18 protein-coding genes are annotated in these 17,055 nt (G+C 33.3%); 15 read left to right on the top strand and 3 right to left on the bottom strand.

Features of this window, described 5'->3' with window-relative positions; translation table 11 throughout:
* The first annotated feature begins 108 nt into the window (after positions 1-108).
* The 3 genes from BC952_RS14860 (at position 109) to BC952_RS08545 (ending at position 2,856) form a co-directional block, all read left to right on the top strand.
* Positions 109-711, top strand: a complete 603-nt coding sequence (locus BC952_RS14860; RefSeq protein ID WP_167445736.1) for a helix-turn-helix domain-containing protein — start codon at positions 109-111, stop codon at positions 709-711.
* 211 nt (positions 712-922) lie between these two features.
* Positions 923-1,810: a carbon-nitrogen hydrolase gene (locus BC952_RS08550; protein ID WP_121365193.1), complete on the top strand. Its 888-nt coding sequence runs from the start codon at positions 923-925 to the stop codon at positions 1,808-1,810.
* Positions 1,810-2,856, top strand: coding sequence for an agmatine deiminase family protein (locus tag BC952_RS08545; RefSeq protein ID WP_244200127.1), 1,047 nt, complete (start codon positions 1,810-1,812; stop codon positions 2,854-2,856). Before BC952_RS08550 ends, BC952_RS08545 begins: the two co-directional genes overlap by 1 nt.
* An 84-nt stretch (positions 2,857-2,940) precedes the next feature.
* Here the strand turns inward: BC952_RS08545 and BC952_RS08540 are convergent, their stop codons facing one another.
* Positions 2,941-5,208: a M1 family metallopeptidase gene (locus BC952_RS08540; protein WP_121365192.1), complete on the bottom strand. Its 2,268-nt coding sequence runs from the start codon at positions 5,206-5,208 to the stop codon at positions 2,941-2,943.
* Positions 5,209-5,381: 173 nt separating this feature from the next.
* Here BC952_RS08540 and BC952_RS08535 point away from each other — a divergent pair, with 173 nt between their 5' ends.
* The 3 genes from BC952_RS08535 to BC952_RS08525 all read left to right on the top strand — a co-directional run bounded on the left by BC952_RS08535 (position 5,382) and on the right by BC952_RS08525 (position 7,489).
* Positions 5,382-6,233 (top strand): aldose 1-epimerase family protein, encoded by an 852-nt coding sequence (locus tag BC952_RS08535; protein WP_121365191.1) that lies wholly within the window; start codon positions 5,382-5,384, stop codon positions 6,231-6,233.
* Positions 6,234-6,248: 15 nt separating this feature from the next.
* Positions 6,249-6,797, top strand: a complete 549-nt coding sequence (locus tag BC952_RS08530) for a GNAT family N-acetyltransferase (RefSeq protein ID WP_121365190.1) — start codon at positions 6,249-6,251, stop codon at positions 6,795-6,797.
* Positions 6,798-6,937: 140 nt separating this feature from the next.
* On the top strand, positions 6,938-7,489 hold the full coding sequence (locus tag BC952_RS08525) for a DUF3575 domain-containing protein (protein ID WP_121365189.1): 552 nt from the start codon (positions 6,938-6,940) through the stop codon (positions 7,487-7,489).
* A gap of 1 nt (position 7,490) precedes the next feature.
* Here the strand turns inward: BC952_RS08525 and BC952_RS08520 are convergent, their stop codons facing one another.
* Positions 7,491-7,721 (bottom strand): VF530 family protein, encoded by a 231-nt coding sequence (locus tag BC952_RS08520; protein WP_121365188.1) that lies wholly within the window; start codon positions 7,719-7,721, stop codon positions 7,491-7,493.
* Positions 7,722-7,770: 49 nt separating this feature from the next.
* Between BC952_RS08520 and BC952_RS08515 the strand changes: the two genes are divergently transcribed.
* From BC952_RS08515 to BC952_RS08505, 3 genes are all read left to right on the top strand, one after another.
* Complete coding sequence (locus tag BC952_RS08515) at positions 7,771-8,256, top strand: phosphoglycerate mutase family protein (RefSeq protein WP_121365187.1); 486 nt, start codon at positions 7,771-7,773, stop codon at positions 8,254-8,256.
* A 40-nt stretch (positions 8,257-8,296) separates the two neighbouring features.
* The gene (gene smpB, locus BC952_RS08510; RefSeq protein ID WP_091204586.1) at positions 8,297-8,749 is read left to right on the top strand and encodes an SsrA-binding protein SmpB; all 453 of its coding nucleotides are present in this window, start codon (positions 8,297-8,299) and stop codon (positions 8,747-8,749) included.
* An 80-nt stretch (positions 8,750-8,829) separates the two neighbouring features.
* On the top strand, positions 8,830-9,879 hold the full coding sequence (locus BC952_RS08505; RefSeq protein WP_121365186.1) for a Fic family protein: 1,050 nt from the start codon (positions 8,830-8,832) through the stop codon (positions 9,877-9,879).
* Positions 9,880-9,918: 39 nt separating this feature from the next.
* Here the strand turns inward: BC952_RS08505 and BC952_RS08500 are convergent, their stop codons facing one another.
* Positions 9,919-10,560, bottom strand: a complete 642-nt coding sequence (locus tag BC952_RS08500) for a protein-L-isoaspartate(D-aspartate) O-methyltransferase (RefSeq protein WP_121365185.1) — start codon at positions 10,558-10,560, stop codon at positions 9,919-9,921.
* Between the two features lie 144 nt (positions 10,561-10,704).
* Here BC952_RS08500 and BC952_RS08495 point away from each other — a divergent pair, with 144 nt between their 5' ends.
* The 6 genes from BC952_RS08495 (at position 10,705) to BC952_RS08470 (ending at position 16,943) form a co-directional block, all read left to right on the top strand.
* Complete coding sequence (locus tag BC952_RS08495; protein ID WP_121365184.1) at positions 10,705-11,670, top strand: Gfo/Idh/MocA family protein; 966 nt, start codon at positions 10,705-10,707, stop codon at positions 11,668-11,670.
* Positions 11,671-11,745: 75 nt separating this feature from the next.
* Entirely contained in the window at positions 11,746-12,633 is an 888-nt protein-coding gene (locus tag BC952_RS08490; protein WP_121365183.1) for a 3-hydroxyacyl-CoA dehydrogenase family protein, read from the top strand.
* Positions 12,634-12,726: 93 nt separating this feature from the next.
* A complete protein-coding gene (locus BC952_RS08485; RefSeq protein WP_121365182.1) occupies positions 12,727-13,947 on the top strand; it encodes a DUF1015 domain-containing protein in 1,221 nt (406 codons plus the stop codon).
* Between the two features lie 23 nt (positions 13,948-13,970).
* Entirely contained in the window at positions 13,971-14,633 is a 663-nt protein-coding gene (locus BC952_RS08480; RefSeq protein ID WP_121365181.1) for a YggS family pyridoxal phosphate-dependent enzyme, read from the top strand.
* A 93-nt stretch (positions 14,634-14,726) separates the two neighbouring features.
* Complete coding sequence (locus tag BC952_RS08475) at positions 14,727-16,088, top strand: exonuclease domain-containing protein (RefSeq protein WP_121365180.1); 1,362 nt, start codon at positions 14,727-14,729, stop codon at positions 16,086-16,088.
* Between the two features lie 24 nt (positions 16,089-16,112).
* Positions 16,113-16,943, top strand: a complete 831-nt coding sequence (locus BC952_RS08470) for an ion transporter (protein WP_121365179.1) — start codon at positions 16,113-16,115, stop codon at positions 16,941-16,943.
* The last annotated feature ends 112 nt before the right edge of the window (positions 16,944-17,055 follow it).

The raw sequence follows: 17,055 nt of genomic DNA, 5'->3' as shown, positions 1-17,055 counted from the left end.
GGAGACATAAAAGTGATTCAGCAACAAAATAAATTAATAAATAAATGGACACTTTTTTTATTTATTGGACTAATACTCTCCATATTCAGGCTCTTCATATCAATTTCAATGGAAATCTATTTTGGTGAAAGCATTAAAGGACACAGTTATCAATGGATATCTGCCCTGATTTGGTTAACCATTTTATTTAAAATACTAAGTTCTCCAGAAATTCTTTATGGTTATAATGTGCTGCACCAGAAGATTAATGAGAATAAAAATAATACTTTAGTCTTGCATGATATTTGGAAGAAGAATACTACTATTGAATTGAATAACGAACAGCATTTGGCTCTTAAAGAAAAAATAGATTCAAATATTATTGATTATATCAAGGAAATTGAGTCCATTTCACTGAAATATGAATTGTTTAGAAATTCAAAACTTACAATCTCAGACTTAGCAAATAGTCTAAAAATTCCAAAAAGTCATCTTTCGTATTTATTTAAATACCACTCAACAATCTCGTTTTCTGAATATAAAAAAGTGATTCGAATCCATGACGCCATTAATCAAATTGAACAAAACTACCTAAAAAATAACACTTTAGATTCATTATCAAAAAAGGTTGGATTTACATCCTACAACCCTTTTTTTACAAGTTTTAAAGAAATTGCAGGCGTATCTCCATTAGAATATTTTAAAATGAATAAGGTTGATTTTGACCAATAAAAAAGCAATTTCATAAATCAATATGGTGTTACTTTTATGTGAATTTTATTTCTCTAAAAAAGAATAATAAAATTACAACGAACAAATTTTCTTATAAAACTAAGATTTTTTATTATGTGTCATAAATCTATCACTTTTTATATATTATTTATTCATCACGATTTATAAATCTCTAAGGAAATAACTATTTTTGCAATCTAAAATTTTAGTCATGCCAAACAAAAAATACAAAATAGCGGTCATTCAATTGAATCTTAATGATATTGCCGAAAACAACTTGAAGAAATGTATCAGTTGGGTTCGTGATGCCGCAAACCTTGGTGCCGAAGTGATTTCGTTACCGGAATTATATAGCAGTCATTATTTTTGTCAGAGCGAAGATGTAGATAATTTTGCTTTAGCAGAACCATTGTACAGTACTTCATTTATTGCTTTTAGCGCTTTGGCAAAAGAATTAGGCGTAGTAATTATTGTTCCTTTCTTCGAAAAAAGAATGGCAGGAATCTACCACAATAGCGCGTACATCATTGACACAGACGGTTCAGAAGCTGGATTGTATCGTAAGATGCACATTCCGGATGATCCTCATTTTTATGAAAAATTTTATTTTACTCCCGGTGATTTAGGTTTTAAAACTATTCCAACCAAAAAGGGAAAAATTGGAACACTAATTTGTTGGGATCAATGGTATCCTGAAGCAGCTCGTTTGACAGCTTTGCAAGGTGCTGAGGTGTTGTTTTACCCAACAGCAATTGGATGGCATCCACAAGAAAAAGAGCAATATGGTGAAAACCAACATGGCGCTTGGATGAGTGTTATGAAAGGTCATGCCGTTGCAAATGGTGTTTATGTTGCAGCAGCAAACAGAATTGGTTTAGAACAATACTTGCCAGATACGGCGGGAATTCAGTTTTGGGGATCCTCGTTTATTGCGGGACCACAAGGCGAAATTTTGGCGCAAGCCTCACACGACAAAGAAGAAATCCTGATTGCCGAAGTAGATTTAGACTTACAAGAAAATGTGCGTCAGAACTGGCCTTTCTTTAGAGACAGAAGAATTGATGCTTTTGGTGATATTATAAAAAGAGCAATTGACTAATGATGAATACTACCAAAAATAGAAGATTCCCTGCAGAGTGGGAAAAGCAACAAGGGATTTTATTGTGTTTTCCTCACAACGGTAAGGATTGGCCAGGAAAATACGAAGCAGTTCAATGGGCTTTTCTGGAATTCATTAAGAAAGTAGCCACTTTCGAAACTGTTTTTTTAGTGGTTGCCGATGAAAACCAAAAAGAAAAAGTCAATTCGATGTTGGAAACAGCTCATGTTGAACTAACTAACGTTTCGTACATCATTCATAAAACCAATAGAAGTTGGATGCGTGATTCGGGTCCGATAATAGTAAAAAACGGAACCGAAAGAGAAGCTTTGAACTTTAATTTTAATGGTTGGGCCAAATATAAAAACATTCAATTAGACAAATTTGTTCCTGCCAAAGTGGGTGAATTTCTGAATATTCCTGTTACTCAAGTCATGTACAAAGGAAAACCGGTAATTGTAGAAGGTGGTGCGATTGATACTAACGGAAGAGGAACTTTATTGACTTCAGAAGAATGTCTGATGCATCCTGATATTCAGGTTCGGAATCCAAATTTCACCAAAGCAGATTACGAAGCAGTTTTCAAGGAATACCTTGGAATTACAAATGTGATTTGGCTAGGCGAAGGAATTGAAGGCGATGATACGCACGGTCATATTGATGATTTATGCCGATTTGTAAATGAAGATACGATTGTAACTATTGTAGAAACAGATCCAACGGATCATAACTACAAACCATTACAAGACAATTTAAAACGCTTGCAAAACGCAAAACTGGAAAATGGAAAATCACCTGTAATTGTGGTTTTACCAATGCCAAAACGTTTGGAATTCGATGGCTTGCGATTGCCAGCGAGTTATGCTAATTTCCTCATTTTGAACAATTGTGTTTTGGTTCCTACTTTTAACGATAGTAACGACCGAAAAGCGTTAAACATCCTTGCAGAATGTTTTCCGGACAGAGAAATCATAGGGATTAGCGCTACTGATTTTATTTGGGGTTTTGGCACTTTACATTGCCTAAGCCAACAAATTCCAGAGTAGCTTTAGAAAAAATTGGTACTATAAAAAAAGACTTGTAACATTAATTGCTACAAGTCTTTTTTATTTTAATTGTATTTCTATATACTATTTATCTCTGGTAAAAGGTATTTTTTGTCCTTCAGGAACTGTCATGTCAAATCCATTTAAACTGTCATTAAATTCAAACTTAAGCCCAGCTTGTTTCGATTCGAAAGTGTTTTTCCCAATTGGTTCCACCGTAAAACTTGGATAATTCGTTATCAAAACATTTAACGCACCATTTTTCTCTGAAAATGTAATTTTTAACGGCGCCATTTTTGTAGAAAAAACTCCTAAATAACCATCTAGAATTACATCTTTTTCAATCAAACCTTTATCTGCAGTCCAAGTATTATTTGCTGTATTGGTATCCGGTAAAACATGATCAGGGTCTAATGTAATGCTCTCAATTTCTTCTGTAGAATTGTGTTTGAAAGACCAAGCTTTGTTTCTTTGCCAAACTTCAACTGGTAACTTAACACGCGTTAGTTGCCCGCTTTTCGTTTTCACATCTAAACTTACCGGCATTGCCATTTTTTCTAAGTTTTCAATCGAAATTACAACTCCTTGTTTTGGATCATTTTTAACGTATTTAATCGAATTAATTCCTTGGTCTAATCGCCAATTGTATTGGAACCAACCTCTCCAAAACCAACTCAAATCTTCTCCAGCAACATTTTCTATTGTTCTAAAGAAATCGTCTGGTTGTGGATGTTTGTATGCCCAACGCTCAATATAAGTTTTGAAAGCTAAATCAAAACGCTCTGGTCCAAGAACTTGTTCACGCAAAATCACTAATCCAGAACTTGGTTTAGAATACGCCAAAAGACCTATGTTTTTTTCCTTCATATTATCTGGCGAACTCATTATAGTTTCAAGATTCGGACTTGTATACACTTCCGCTCTTTGATGCATATCAACCGGCTTTTCTTTGTACTCGCCATTATTAAAATCTACAGAACTTAATGAATTAATAAAAGTATTAAAACCTTCATCCATCCAAGCAAACATTCTTTCGTTTGAACCCACAATCATAGGAAACCAAATGTGTCCAAATTCATGATCTGTAACGCCCCATAAATCCTCGCCTTTAGACTCCCAACTACAAAAAACAATTCCTGGATATTCCATTCCACCCTCGTTTCCTGCAACATTTGTAGCCGCTGGATACGGATATTCTAACCATCTTTTAGAGTAATTTTCTATAGAAGCTTTCGTATATTCAGTCGAACGTCCCCAAGCTGCTTCACCTGCACTTTCAACTGGATAAACGGAAACAGCCAATGATTTTTTTCCGCTAGGCAAATTGATTTTTGCTGCGTCTAAAATAAATGCCGCTGAAGATGACCAAGAAAAATCGCGGGCATTTTTAATTTTATAATTCCAAGTTTTAGTAGTTGCTGAAACAATTTTTGATGAATTTTCAACTTCGGCAGCAGTACGGATAAAAACCGTTTTATCACTTTGTTTTGCTTGTGCCAATCTACTTTGCTCCACAGTTGAATACACCGCTGTAGGATTAAGTAATTCACCTGATGCAACCACAATATGATTCGCTGGCGCTGTAATACTCACATCAAATTCACCATATTCTAAGTAAAATTCCGATGCCCCCAGGTAAGGGTTCGTATTCCAACCACGTACATCATCATAGACACACATACGCGGATACCATTGCGCGATGGTGAAAATCTTACCATTTTTAGTTTCTAAAACTCCCATTCTGTCTGATCCTTCAAAAGGTGCTATGAAAGAAAAGTCGATTTTGATTTTAACAGAACCACCTTTTGGGTTTAATCCCTGCGGAAGAAAAACCTGCATTCTAGTATCCGTAATGATGTACTTAGCTTCTTTTTCAGTTGCTACACCTTTTACAGTTGTGATAAGTTTCACCGATTTTATTTTATGACCACCATCAAAAACTTGGCCTTGAGCCCCATTTCGGCTTCCTGTCAAAGGCACAACAGAATTTCCACGAGAATCTGCTTTGAATAAATTCTGGTCTAAATTCATCCAAACAAAAGCCAATTTATCTGGACTGTTATTCGTATAGGTTATGATTCCTGTACCTGAAATTTCGTTGTTTTTTTCATCCAATTTTGCCGTTAATTTATAATCGGCACTGTTTTGCCAATATTCAGCTCCAGGCTGACCACTTGCGGAACGTGTACTTGTTCCATTTTTTGAATAAAAATGTGGAGCAAAAGCATCATGATAATCGTATTTTGAAACTGCATTACCAGATGCATTTGTTGGGGTTTGTTGCGCCCAAACGGACGTAACTCCCAATAATAAAGTCAAATGTAAGATGACTCCGAATCGAATATTTTTCATTTTCTTATGATTTATATCACAAATTAATGAAAAAAAAGAGGATTTTGAACTATTGAAATAGAATTGATTCCATTTAATTTCAATAAAATCAAGCTTAATCTTTATTAGAATCAAAAATTATAAAATATATTTACGCCACAAACCTATTATTAAATTAATCCGAAAAGATAATTTTGACAACTACGATAAAAAACGGTAATCTCTCTGCTGAAATCAAACATTTTGGCGCTGAATTAATTTCATTAAAAACAAATCAAAATAAAGAATACATATGGGAAGGAAATCCGGAATTTTGGGGCAAGCACTCTCCTATTTTGTTTCCAATTGTTGGGACTTTAAAAGATAATTCCTTTTATTACAATGGAATGGAATATCATTTATCGCGACACGGATTTGCAAGAGATATGGAGTTTGAATTAATAGATGTAACGCAAAATAGTGCTACTTTCTCTATACAATCTTCTGAAGAGACCTTAAAAATATATCCTTTTGAATTTGAATTACAGCTGATTTATACATTAGAGGAAAACAATTTATCGATTGCCTATAAAGTTATTAATAAGGGAAAATCAACTATGCCTTTTTCTATTGGAGCACATCCCGCTTTTGCTTTGCCAAATCACTTTGAAAATTATGCAATAGCTTTCGAAAAAGAAGAATCTTTAGAATATTATCTTTTGGAAAATGATTTAATTTCAAATCAAACGAAGAAATTAGAAGTTCAGAATAAACAAATTCCGCTGAATTTCGAATTATTTAAAAACGACGCTTTAATTTTTAAAGCATTACAATCCAAATCATTGACTATTTTAGAAAATAAAAATCCAATCCTAAAAGTCAATTTTGAGGATTTTCCAAGTTTAGGAATTTGGACCAAAATGAATGCGCCATTTCTATGTATCGAACCTTGGTTTGGCTATTCGGATACCAATGAAAATTCTGGTAATCTCTTCGAAAAAGAAGGCATTCAAATTTTAGAATCAAATGCAATTTTCCATTCAAAATTCACTATTGAAATACTTTAATTAAAAAAATTAAATATGTTAATAATAAATTTCAGTCCATTTCCAAATTTAGAAACGGAACGCTTGTTTTTAAGAAGAGTAAATTCTAATGATATAAAGGAGATTTTTGAATTGCGATCTAATCCCGAAACTATGAAATACATCCCAAGACCATTAGTCAAAACGGATGAAGACGCCTTAGAACACATTGCAATGATTGACAGTAAAATAGATAGTAACGAAGGTATCAATTGGGCTATTACGTTGAAAGACAACCCCAAACTTATTGGAGTTATTGGTCACTACAGAATAAAACCCGAAAATTATCGCGCCGAGTTAGGTTATATGTTGCTTCCAGAATATCATGGAAAAGGAATCGTTTCCGAAGCGGTGAAAGAAGCTGTAAAGTATGGATTTCAGGTGATGAAATTAAATTCACTAGAGGCAATTATAGATCCTGATAATTATGCTTCTGCAAAAGTTTTAGAAAAAAATGGGTTTGTCAAAGAAGCGCATTTAAAAGAATATGAATTTTATGAAGGGCGATTTTTGGATACAGTAATTTATTCTATTTTGAACAAATAGTGTCTTTCATAAATACGTATTTTCCTGTTTCTTTTTAAAACATTAAAAATTAAAACGAGAATTTTATAATTCAATTCTATCTATATTTGTCACCGAAAACTACGTTCTGTACTCAAAAAGCAGTTCGCTACTATAATTTTATGAAAAAAATATTTATTCTTACTATCCTTTTCTTTTCTATTCATTCCCAAAGTCAAACTTATGTAAAAGTAAATGCGATGACTACAATCTTTACCATTCCTAATGTCGGTATCGAAACCAGTATTGGGGAAAAATCAACATTTCAATTTGATGTTTTGGCTTCTTTTTGGAAATCAGTAGACGGTAAACCTAGAGAATTTTACACTTTTACACCTGAATATAGATATCATTTTAAAGAAAAACACAATGGATTTTATGCCGGTGCGCATATTGGTGCAAGTATTTTTAATTTTCAAAAATGGAATTACTTGAATACTGATTTGTATGAGAAAGGAATGGGTTATTTTATAGGCTCAACAATAGGATATCAAGTAAAAATCAATGATAAATTCATGCTAGATTGTTTCTTAGGCGGTGGATGGCATCAAGGATTTTATAAAGGATACGATATAAGTACTGGAGAACGTTACGAAAAAGTAAAGAATTATAACAAAAGTGGTGAGTGGCTTCCTTACAGAGGGGGCGTGATGGTTTCTTACAAATTAAATTAAATCAATTTTGTGATTTAGGCAATGATTTTATATACAAATCTTCTACTTGCTTTCTTGCCCAATCCGTTTTTCTTAAAAAAGTCAAACTGGATTTTATACTTGGGTTATCTGTAAAACATTTCACTTTAATGAGTTCTCCCAAAGTATCAAATCCATAATGATCCACTAGCTTTTCAACTATTTTTTGAAGTGTGATTCCGTGAAGCGGATCTTTCGATTTTAAGTTTTCCATTTTGCAAATATATAAAAACGGTAAATACTAATTTTTTAAATTCATTCAAATGAAAAAATTTCTCTTACTACTTGCCTTTTTATTTTTAAATATCAGTTTTGGGCAAAGCAACACTACAACCTATTACTTCATTCGCCATGCGGAGAAAGTTCATAATTCTCAAAATCCAGATTTATCTGAAAAAGGTTTGAAACGAGCGGAACTTTGGAACAAAATATTTTCGGAGATTAATTTTGATGAAATCTACTCAACGGATTACAAAAGAACTCTGCAAACTGCAAGTCCAACAGCAACAACAAAGAAAATTGAGATTAAATTGTATAATCCCAAAACAATAAACATTGAATCTTTCAAAAAAGAAACATTAGGAAAAAAGGTTTTGATTGTGGGACATAGTAATACCACAACAAAATTTGTCAATGATATTATCAATAAGCAATCATTTTCTGATATTGAGGATGAAACTTTTGGGAATTTGTATATTGTTACAATAATTGATGGAGTAATCAGCTCCCAAGTACTGAAATTACATTAAAGTATTGTAAAATCTTTAATTTTTGCTACCTTTGAATTCTATGTTAAAAACAATAAATATATTCAATAAGAGAGCCAGGTTCGACTACGAAATAATCGAAACATTTAATGCTGGAATTGTTTTGGCTGGTACCGAAATCAAATCTATTCGATTAGGAAAAGCAAATATTACCGAGAGCTTTTGTGAATTTAGCAATAATGAACTTTTTGCGATAAATACATATATTGAAGAATACACTTTTGGAAATCAATTCAATCACAAAGCAAGAAGCGAACGTAAATTACTTTTGAAGAAAAAGGAATTAAAAGGTTTGCTAAAAAGTGTTCAAGCCAAAGGACTTACAATAGTTCCTTTGAAGCTTTTTACCAATGAAAAAGGATTAGCTAAACTACAAATTGGCCTTTGTAAAGGTAAGAAAACCTATGACAAACGCGAATCTCTTAAAGAACAAGATACAAAACGCGATCTAGACCGAATCAAAAAATCATTTTAAATTAAAAGAAATTGGGGATTAATATTTTTATTTTAAAAAAAATGACTAAATTTGTCAAGACAATTTAAAACATTTTTAAAATGAAAACACTACTCAAAAATGCAAGAGAACAAAAAGGACTCAAAACTAGAGAAGTGGCGCAACTTTTAGGAATTGATCAAGCCCTAATCAGTAAGTTTGAAAGTGGAACCAGAAAACCCACTAGAGAGCAAGTTATAAAATTAGCATCTCTACTAGAAATACATTTTGAAACAATAATGGTCGCTTGGCTTAAAGAAAAAATTCTTTATGAAATTGGTCAGGATGAATTTGCTCTAAAAGCATTATTAGTTGCGGAGCAAGAAATTAGATATCAAAGTAAAACTTCGAAGAAAAAATTATCTACTACACTTCAAAAAATTTTAGATGAAATAGATACATTGAAGATAAAGCTAGATGGTTTTCGTCAGTATGACAGCTATCGAATTGCTCAAGCTCTAGAGCTAGAATATACTTTTGAAAGTAACCGTATCGAAGGAAATACCATGACGTTGCGTGAAACCGATTTGGTTATCAATGAAGGTTTAACGATATCAGGAAAAAGTATGCGAGAACATCTTGAAGTGATTAATCATCAAGAAGCGATTGCCTACATCAAAGATTTAATGCAAAGGAATAGTTCCATAAATGAACGTGAAATATTATCCATTCATAATCTTATTTTGAGGGGAATTCACCCTGAAGATGCAGGTCGTTATCGAAAAGTACAAGTGATGATTCAAGGAAGTAGCCACATGCCACCACAACCTTTTTTAGTCGCTAAAGAAATGGAAGATTTTTTTATTTGGTACGAAACTAATAAATCAATTCTTCACCCGATAGTTTTAGCTGCAGAAATGCACGAACGTTTAGTGACAATTCACCCATTTATTGATGGAAACGGCAGAACTTCACGTTTGGTAATGAACCTAGTTTTGTTGCAACATGGCTATATAATTGCAAATATCAAAGGAGATTATGAAAATAGAATGCGCTATTATCAATCGCTGGAAACAGCGCAAACTAAAAATAATAAAGAAGATTTTTTGTTATTCATTGCTCAAATAGAAAAAGAAAGCTTAGAACGGTATCTAACTATTGTTGGTCAATAAAAAACCAGTCTCGTTATTTAAACGAGACGGGTTTCTATTTTAATTTTTATCTTCTAATAAAGGAACAAATCGAAATTCTCCAAACTCATGTTTTTCGAATTGTGTTTCATTTTTTCTGATTAGCAAAGTCATAATTTGCACCTCTTCCCCTAACGGAATAACGAGCCTTCCTCCTATTTTTAGTTGTGCCATCAAAGGCTGTGGAATAAATGGTGCACCTGCTGTTACGATAATACTATCAAAAGGAGCATAACTTGGTAATCCTTTATATCCATCTCCAAAAGAAAGATGTTTAGGACGAATGTTAAGCTTTGGAAATAAAACAGAAGTTTGTTTAAACAATTCTTTTTGTCTTTCAACGCTAAATACTTTGGCTCCTAACAAACATAAAACAGCTGTTTGATATCCAGAACCTGTTCCTATTTCTAAAATTTTGTGTTCTTTTTTAACTTCTAATAATTGAGATTGAAAAGCTACAGTGTATGGTTGCGATATCGTTTGACCAGCTCCAATAGGAAATGCTTTATCTTGATAGGCATAATCTTCAAAACTGGAATTCAAAAATAAATGTCTTGGAATCTTTTTTATCGCCTCCAAAACACTTTTATCAGTAATCCCTTTTTGCTCTAAAACGCTTACTAATTGATTCCGAAGTCCTTGATGCTTGGCTGTGTCTTTCAAAGTTTACTATTTTATTTTGGTAAAAATAGAAAACAATTTCTGAATTCAAATGTTGGATTTTAAATTTTAAATTAACTGAAGAATTGTCCTGCATCAATAATAGATTAATCATTTTATTCCTATTTTTGTAAAAATTACATCATTATGCTGAAAATTGGAGTATTAGGTGCTGGTCATCTGGGAAAAATACATTTGCGTTTATTACAACAATCTGATAAATATGAATTAGTTGGTTTTTATGACCCAAATCAAGAGAATGCCGAAAAGGTTTCAAAAGAATTTGGCTATAAACATTTTAGCACAATTGCAACTCTAATTCATGCCGTTGATGTAATCGATATTGTTACTCCAACTCTTTCTCACTACAAATGTGCCAAAGTAGCCATCAAATCCGGCAAGCATGTTTTTATCGAAAAACCCATTTCAAATACGGTGGAAGAAGCCGAAGAAATTATCGCCTTAGCTAAAGAATATAATGTTAAAGGTCAAGTTGGGCATGTGGAACGTTTCAATCCTGCATTCATCGCTACCAAAAACATGATTGAAAACCCTATGTTTATTGAAGCGCATCGTCTTGCTGAATTTAATCCTCGTGGAACCGATGTTCCTGTGGTTTTAGATTTGATGATTCATGATATTGATGCTATTTTGAGCGTGGTAAAATCAAAAGTAAAAAATATTAGTGCAAGTGGTGTTTCAGTTATCAGCGATACACCAGATATTGCCAATGCAAGAATAGAATTCGAAAATGGTTGCGTTGCCAATTTAACCGCAAGCCGAATCTCGATGAAAAATATGCGTAAATCTCGTTTTTTCCAGAAAGACGCGTATATCTCCGTAGATTTTTTAGAAAAGAAATGTGAAGTAGTCAAAATGAAAGATGCTCCTGAAGTACCTGGAGATTTCGATATGATTTTACAAAATGCTGAAGGCGTAAAAAAACAAATCTATTTTTCTAATCCTGATGTAGAACAAAACAACGCAATTCTTGACGAATTAGAATCTTTTGCAGATGCCATAATCAATGATACAGAACCTGTTGTAACATTAGAACAAGCAACTGAAGCACTAAGAGTTGCGTACCAAATTATCGATTGTTTTAAAAAATAAATAAAAATGTACCTAAAGTTTAAAGTAGCTCTCGAAAACTATAGATTTTAAACTTTTAAAATTTAAACTAAAAATATGAAGACAATAGCCGTAATCGGAGCAGGAACAATGGGGAATGGAATCGCCCATACTTTTGCACAAAGTGGTTTCACCGTAAAATTAATAGATGTTTCTGAAAAATCTTTGGATAAAGGAATGGCAACTATCGCTGCAAATTTAGACCGAATGATTGCAAAAGGAAGCATTACTCAAGAAGATAAAGGTAAAACGATTACCAATATCATAACCTATACGGATATTAAAGACGGTGTTGTAGGTGTAGATTTAGTAGTAGAAGCTGCCACAGAAAATGTAGAATTAAAACTAAACATTTTCAAGCAATTGAATGAAGCTTGTTCTCACAATACGATTTTAGCAACCAATACTTCTTCTATTTCTATTACTCAAATTGGAGCGGTTGTGGCGCATCCAGAACGTGTTATCGGAATGCACTTTATGAATCCGGTGCCAATTATGAAATTAGTAGAAATTATTCGAGGATACAACACTTCGGATGAAGTGACGAAAATCATCATGAATCTTTCCGAGAAATTAGGAAAAACGCCTGTTGAAGTAAACGATTATCCTGGTTTTGTTGCCAATAGAATTTTGATGCCAATGATTAACGAAGCTATCGAAACATTATACAACAAAGTGGCCGGTGTTTATGAAATTGATACGGTTATGAAACTTGGAATGGGACACCCAATGGGACCTTTACAACTTGCTGATTTTATTGGTCTTGACGTATGTTTAGCCATTTTAAATGTAATGTACGACGGTTTCAAAAATCCAAAATATGCGCCTTGTCCATTACTTGTAAATATGGTTCGTGCAGGAAAAATGGGCGTGAAATCCGGAGAAGGTTTCTACGATTATTCTGAAAGCAAAAAAGCAGAGAAAATTTCTAAACAATTTATATAGTCTCTATGTTTAAAAGTCGTGAGTTTGAAGTTAGTTACTTTAAATTCTCGGCTTTTGACTTTTGACTTTTGACTTTTGACTTTTGACTTAATTATGGCTAAAATAGTTCCTTTCAAAGCAGTTCGCCCCACTCGTGATAAGGTTTGCCTTGTTACGTGCCGTTCGTATGAAGAATATATAAATGCGGAATTGGCGGCACAATTGGACTTCAATCCATTATCATTTTTACACATTCTAAAACCTGCTTACACCAATCAGGAAACTGTGTCTTTCGAAAAAAGATACCGACAGGTACATCAAAAATATGAGGATTTCAAAAATGAAATAATTCTTGTAAAAGACAAAAAACCTGCAATTTATATTCATAAAATTGTGACCAAAACACATTCTTTTACTGGAATTATTGCTGGAACAAGTGTAGCTGATTATTGTAATAATGTTATCAAAAAACACGAAGATATTATTGCGTTCCGTGTTCGATTACTCAAAGACTACATGAAATATTCTGAGTTCAATACAGAACCGGTTCTGATGACGTATCCGGATAATAAAACGATAGAAAATTGGATTTTTAATTGTACCCAAAAATTAGCTGATTTTGAATTTTCAACTACCAAAAAAGAAATTCATTACTTGTGGAAAATTGAAGATACTTTAGAAATAAATTGGCTTCAAAACATTTTCGAAAAAACAGATAGTCTTTATATTGCTGATGGTCACCATCGCACGGAAGCACTGAAATTATTATCCGAAGAAAATGATGATCCAGAAAATACAGCCAAAAATCATATCCTTAGCTATTTAATTTCTGAAAACAACGTAAAAATATATGAATTCAATCGCTTGGTAAAAGATTTAAACGGTTTTACCAAAGAAGATTTTTTAAAGGAATTAGAAAATAATTTTATTGTTACAAATAAATTTCAGCAACCTTTTCAGCCTTCTCAAAAGCATCAATTCGGAATGTATCTTGACAATACCTTTTATAGCTTGATTTTAAGGAAAGAAAGTGAAGTTTTCGATACCGTTTTGGAATGCTTAGATGCACAAATTTTATACAAAAAAGTATTGTTACCTATTCTTGCCATTGAAGATCTACGTAATGATGAACGAATCGAATATCTTTCAGGAAAACAATCTGTATTAGAAGTAAAAAATAAAATTGACCAAGGAGAATTCGAAATCGGTTTTATATTATTTCCATCCAATATAGGAGAAATAAAAGCTTTGGCTGATGCCAATTTAATAATGCCTCCAAAAAGTACGTACATTGAACCAAAGTTTAGAAGCGGATTAGTCGTTTATGAGCTTTAACACATTAAAATCAAAACATCAAAATGGGAATAGCGAATAATTTACTCCAAATAAAATCCACTTTACCGGAACACGTAACCTTAGTTGCGGTTTCAAAAACTAAACCTGTTTCAGATTTAATGGAAGCCTATGAAGCTGGTCAACGCATTTTTGGAGAAAACAAAATCCAAGAAATGGATGAGAAATGGGAACAAATGCCCAAAGACATTCAATGGCACATGATAGGTCACGTTCAGACGAATAAAGTCAGATTTATGGCACCATTTGTGAGCTTGATTCATGGTGTAGATAGTTTGAAATTATTACAGGAAATCAATAAACAAGCACTAAAAAACAATAGAATTATAGATTGCTTACTACAAATTTATATTGCGGAAGAGGAAACTAAATTTGGATTAGATGAGGAAGAACTTGCTTCACTCCTATCCTCGAGTGAATTTCATGAAATGAAAAACATTAGAATTGTTGGATTAATGGGAATGGCGACTTTCACAGACAATAGAGATCAAATCAAGAAAGAATTCCTGCATTTGAAAACAATTTTCGACAAGACAAAAGAACCAAAAACTGAAAACTGCCAACTGGAAACTATATCTATGGGAATGTCCGGAGATTTTCAACTTGCAATTGAATGCGGAAGCACTATGGTTCGAATAGGAAGTAGTATCTTTGGGGGACGAAATTAATTTTTGATTAACGCTTCTTAACATAGCGAGAGCGGACTGGCGAAGCATTTTAGATGTTTCTTAAATTGAAACATTAAACATTAAACAAAAAATTTGTACGCAATACTCGACATAGAAACCACTGGAGGACAATTCAACGAAGAAGGAATCACTGAAATCGCCATCTATAAATTTGATGGACATGAAATCGTGGATCAATTCATCAGCTTAGTCAATCCGGAAATTCCAATTCAGCCTTTTGTGGTCAAACTCACTGGTATTAATAATGCCATGTTACAATCGGCACCTAAGTTTTTTGAAGTTGCAAAACGCATCATCGAAATGACAAACGATTGTATTGTCGTTGCTCATAATGCCTCTTTTGATTACAGAATCCTTCGAACAGAGTTCAGACGGTTAGGATACGATTTTGAAGCCCAAACCCTTTGTACGGTTGAGTTATCAAAAAAATTATTACCGGAACAGCCATCCCATAGTTTAGGAAAGTTAGTTCGCGCCCTAGGAATCCCAATGGCAGACAGACATCGTGCAAGTGGAGATGCATTAGCAACAGTCAAATTATTTAAAATACTTTTAGAAAAAGATTTAGAGAAAGAAATTGTAAAAGATTTTATAAAGCTGGAAATCGAAAAAGGAATTGCGCCAAAATTACTGGATATTGTAGCAAAATTACCTGCCAAAACTGGTGTTTATTATATCCACAACGAAAAAGGGAATTTGGTTTACATTGGTAAAAGCCGAAACATAAAAAAACGCATCAATCAGCATTTTACAGGAACTTCTACGAAATGTAAAAAGATTCAAGCCGAAGTTTTCACCGTAACGTATGATGAAACCGGAAGTGAATTGATTGCTTTATTGAAAGAAAGTGAAGAAATAAAAATCAATAAACCCATCTATAACAGAGCACAGCGAAAAAGTATTTTTCAATTGGCTTTGTATGCTGAAAAAGATAAAAATGGTTACATCAATCTGAAACTTCAAAAATCAGATGGTCGAAAAAAAGAAATTACCTCTTTTACTTCGCTGCAGGAAGGCAAAAATGCACTGTTCAGAATCACTTCCCATTACAATTTATGTCAGAAACTGACCGGATTATATCATACTAAAACAAATTGTTTTCAATATAGTATAAAAGAGTGCGACGGCGCTTGTATTGGTATGGTTTCACCTAAAGAATACAATGCCAGAGTGCTCAGTTTTATCGAGAAAAACAGTTTCGAAAATCAAAACATGGTCTTGATTGATAAAGGAAGAACCATCAGCGAGCGATCAGCAGTTTTGATAGAAAACGGAATTTACAAAGGGTATGCTTTTTATGATTTAAACTATCAAATCAACAACATCGAAATACTGAGAAACATCATTATTCCGATGCAAAATAATCGTGATACCAAAAATATTATTCAAGGTCACATCCGAAAAAATAAGACCCTAAAAACCTTGAAATTCTAATCGATTGTTAATCGAATAAAAATTATGCAAAGAATAAAGTCGAAATTTGACGCTTTCAGACAAAAAACGAATATCGTAATTTACGGAACCAATACAGCTTCCGGACGATTATTTGATTTGGTACTTTTAGGTGTTATTTTACTCAGCGTTATAATTGTTATGCTGGAAACTGTAAAAGGTTTCGACGCTAAATACCATCTTGAACTTATAATTTTAGAGTGGGTTATCACCATATTTTTCACTTTAGAATATCTGCTTCGAATTATATCCATAAAAAAACCCTGGAAATACATATTTAGTTTCTATGGGATAATTGATTTGATTGCCACAATACCCATGTATTTTTCGCTGTTTTTTGTTGGAACAAGTGTATTAACGGTAGTCAGAGCCCTGAGATTATTGCGATTATTCAAGATTTTAAAACATCCGCAGTTCTCAAGTCAGTCCACACACCTAAAAGAAGCCTTGATTGCAAGCAAAGGAAAGATCTTGATTTTCATTTATTTTATGCTTATCAGCAGTATCATCATCGGCTCCGTAATGTATGTAGTCGAGGGAAAAGAAGGCGGTTTCACTAGTATTCCAATCAGTATTTACTGGACCATCGTCACGCTCACCACCGTTGGATACGGGGATATTTCGCCCATAACACCACTGGGACAAGCCATCGCTTCGGTAGTAATGATCATGGGTTACGGAATAATTGCCGTTCCTACCGGAATAGTTTCAGCTGAATTTGCCAATAGCAACCGCAAAAAACCAAGGTCCGAGAGAACCAATCCTTGTAATGAATGCGGTACTGAGGGACATGAATTTAATGCAAAATACTGTTTCCATTGCGGAGCAGAACTATAATTAATTAATTAATTGGAAGCAATTCCAGCTGTAAACTGCAACTCCTCATTATTTCAGTTGTTTTTCTAAGGCATAAAAGGAGCTTCCTCCAGTCGCTCTTTTACACCAAGAA

Origin of the sequence: Flavobacterium limicola, from assembly GCF_003634755.1 — a bacterium.
Lineage (GTDB): Bacteria > Bacteroidota > Bacteroidia > Flavobacteriales > Flavobacteriaceae > Flavobacterium > Flavobacterium limicola.
This window is presented reverse-complemented; position numbering and strand designations above follow the sequence as displayed.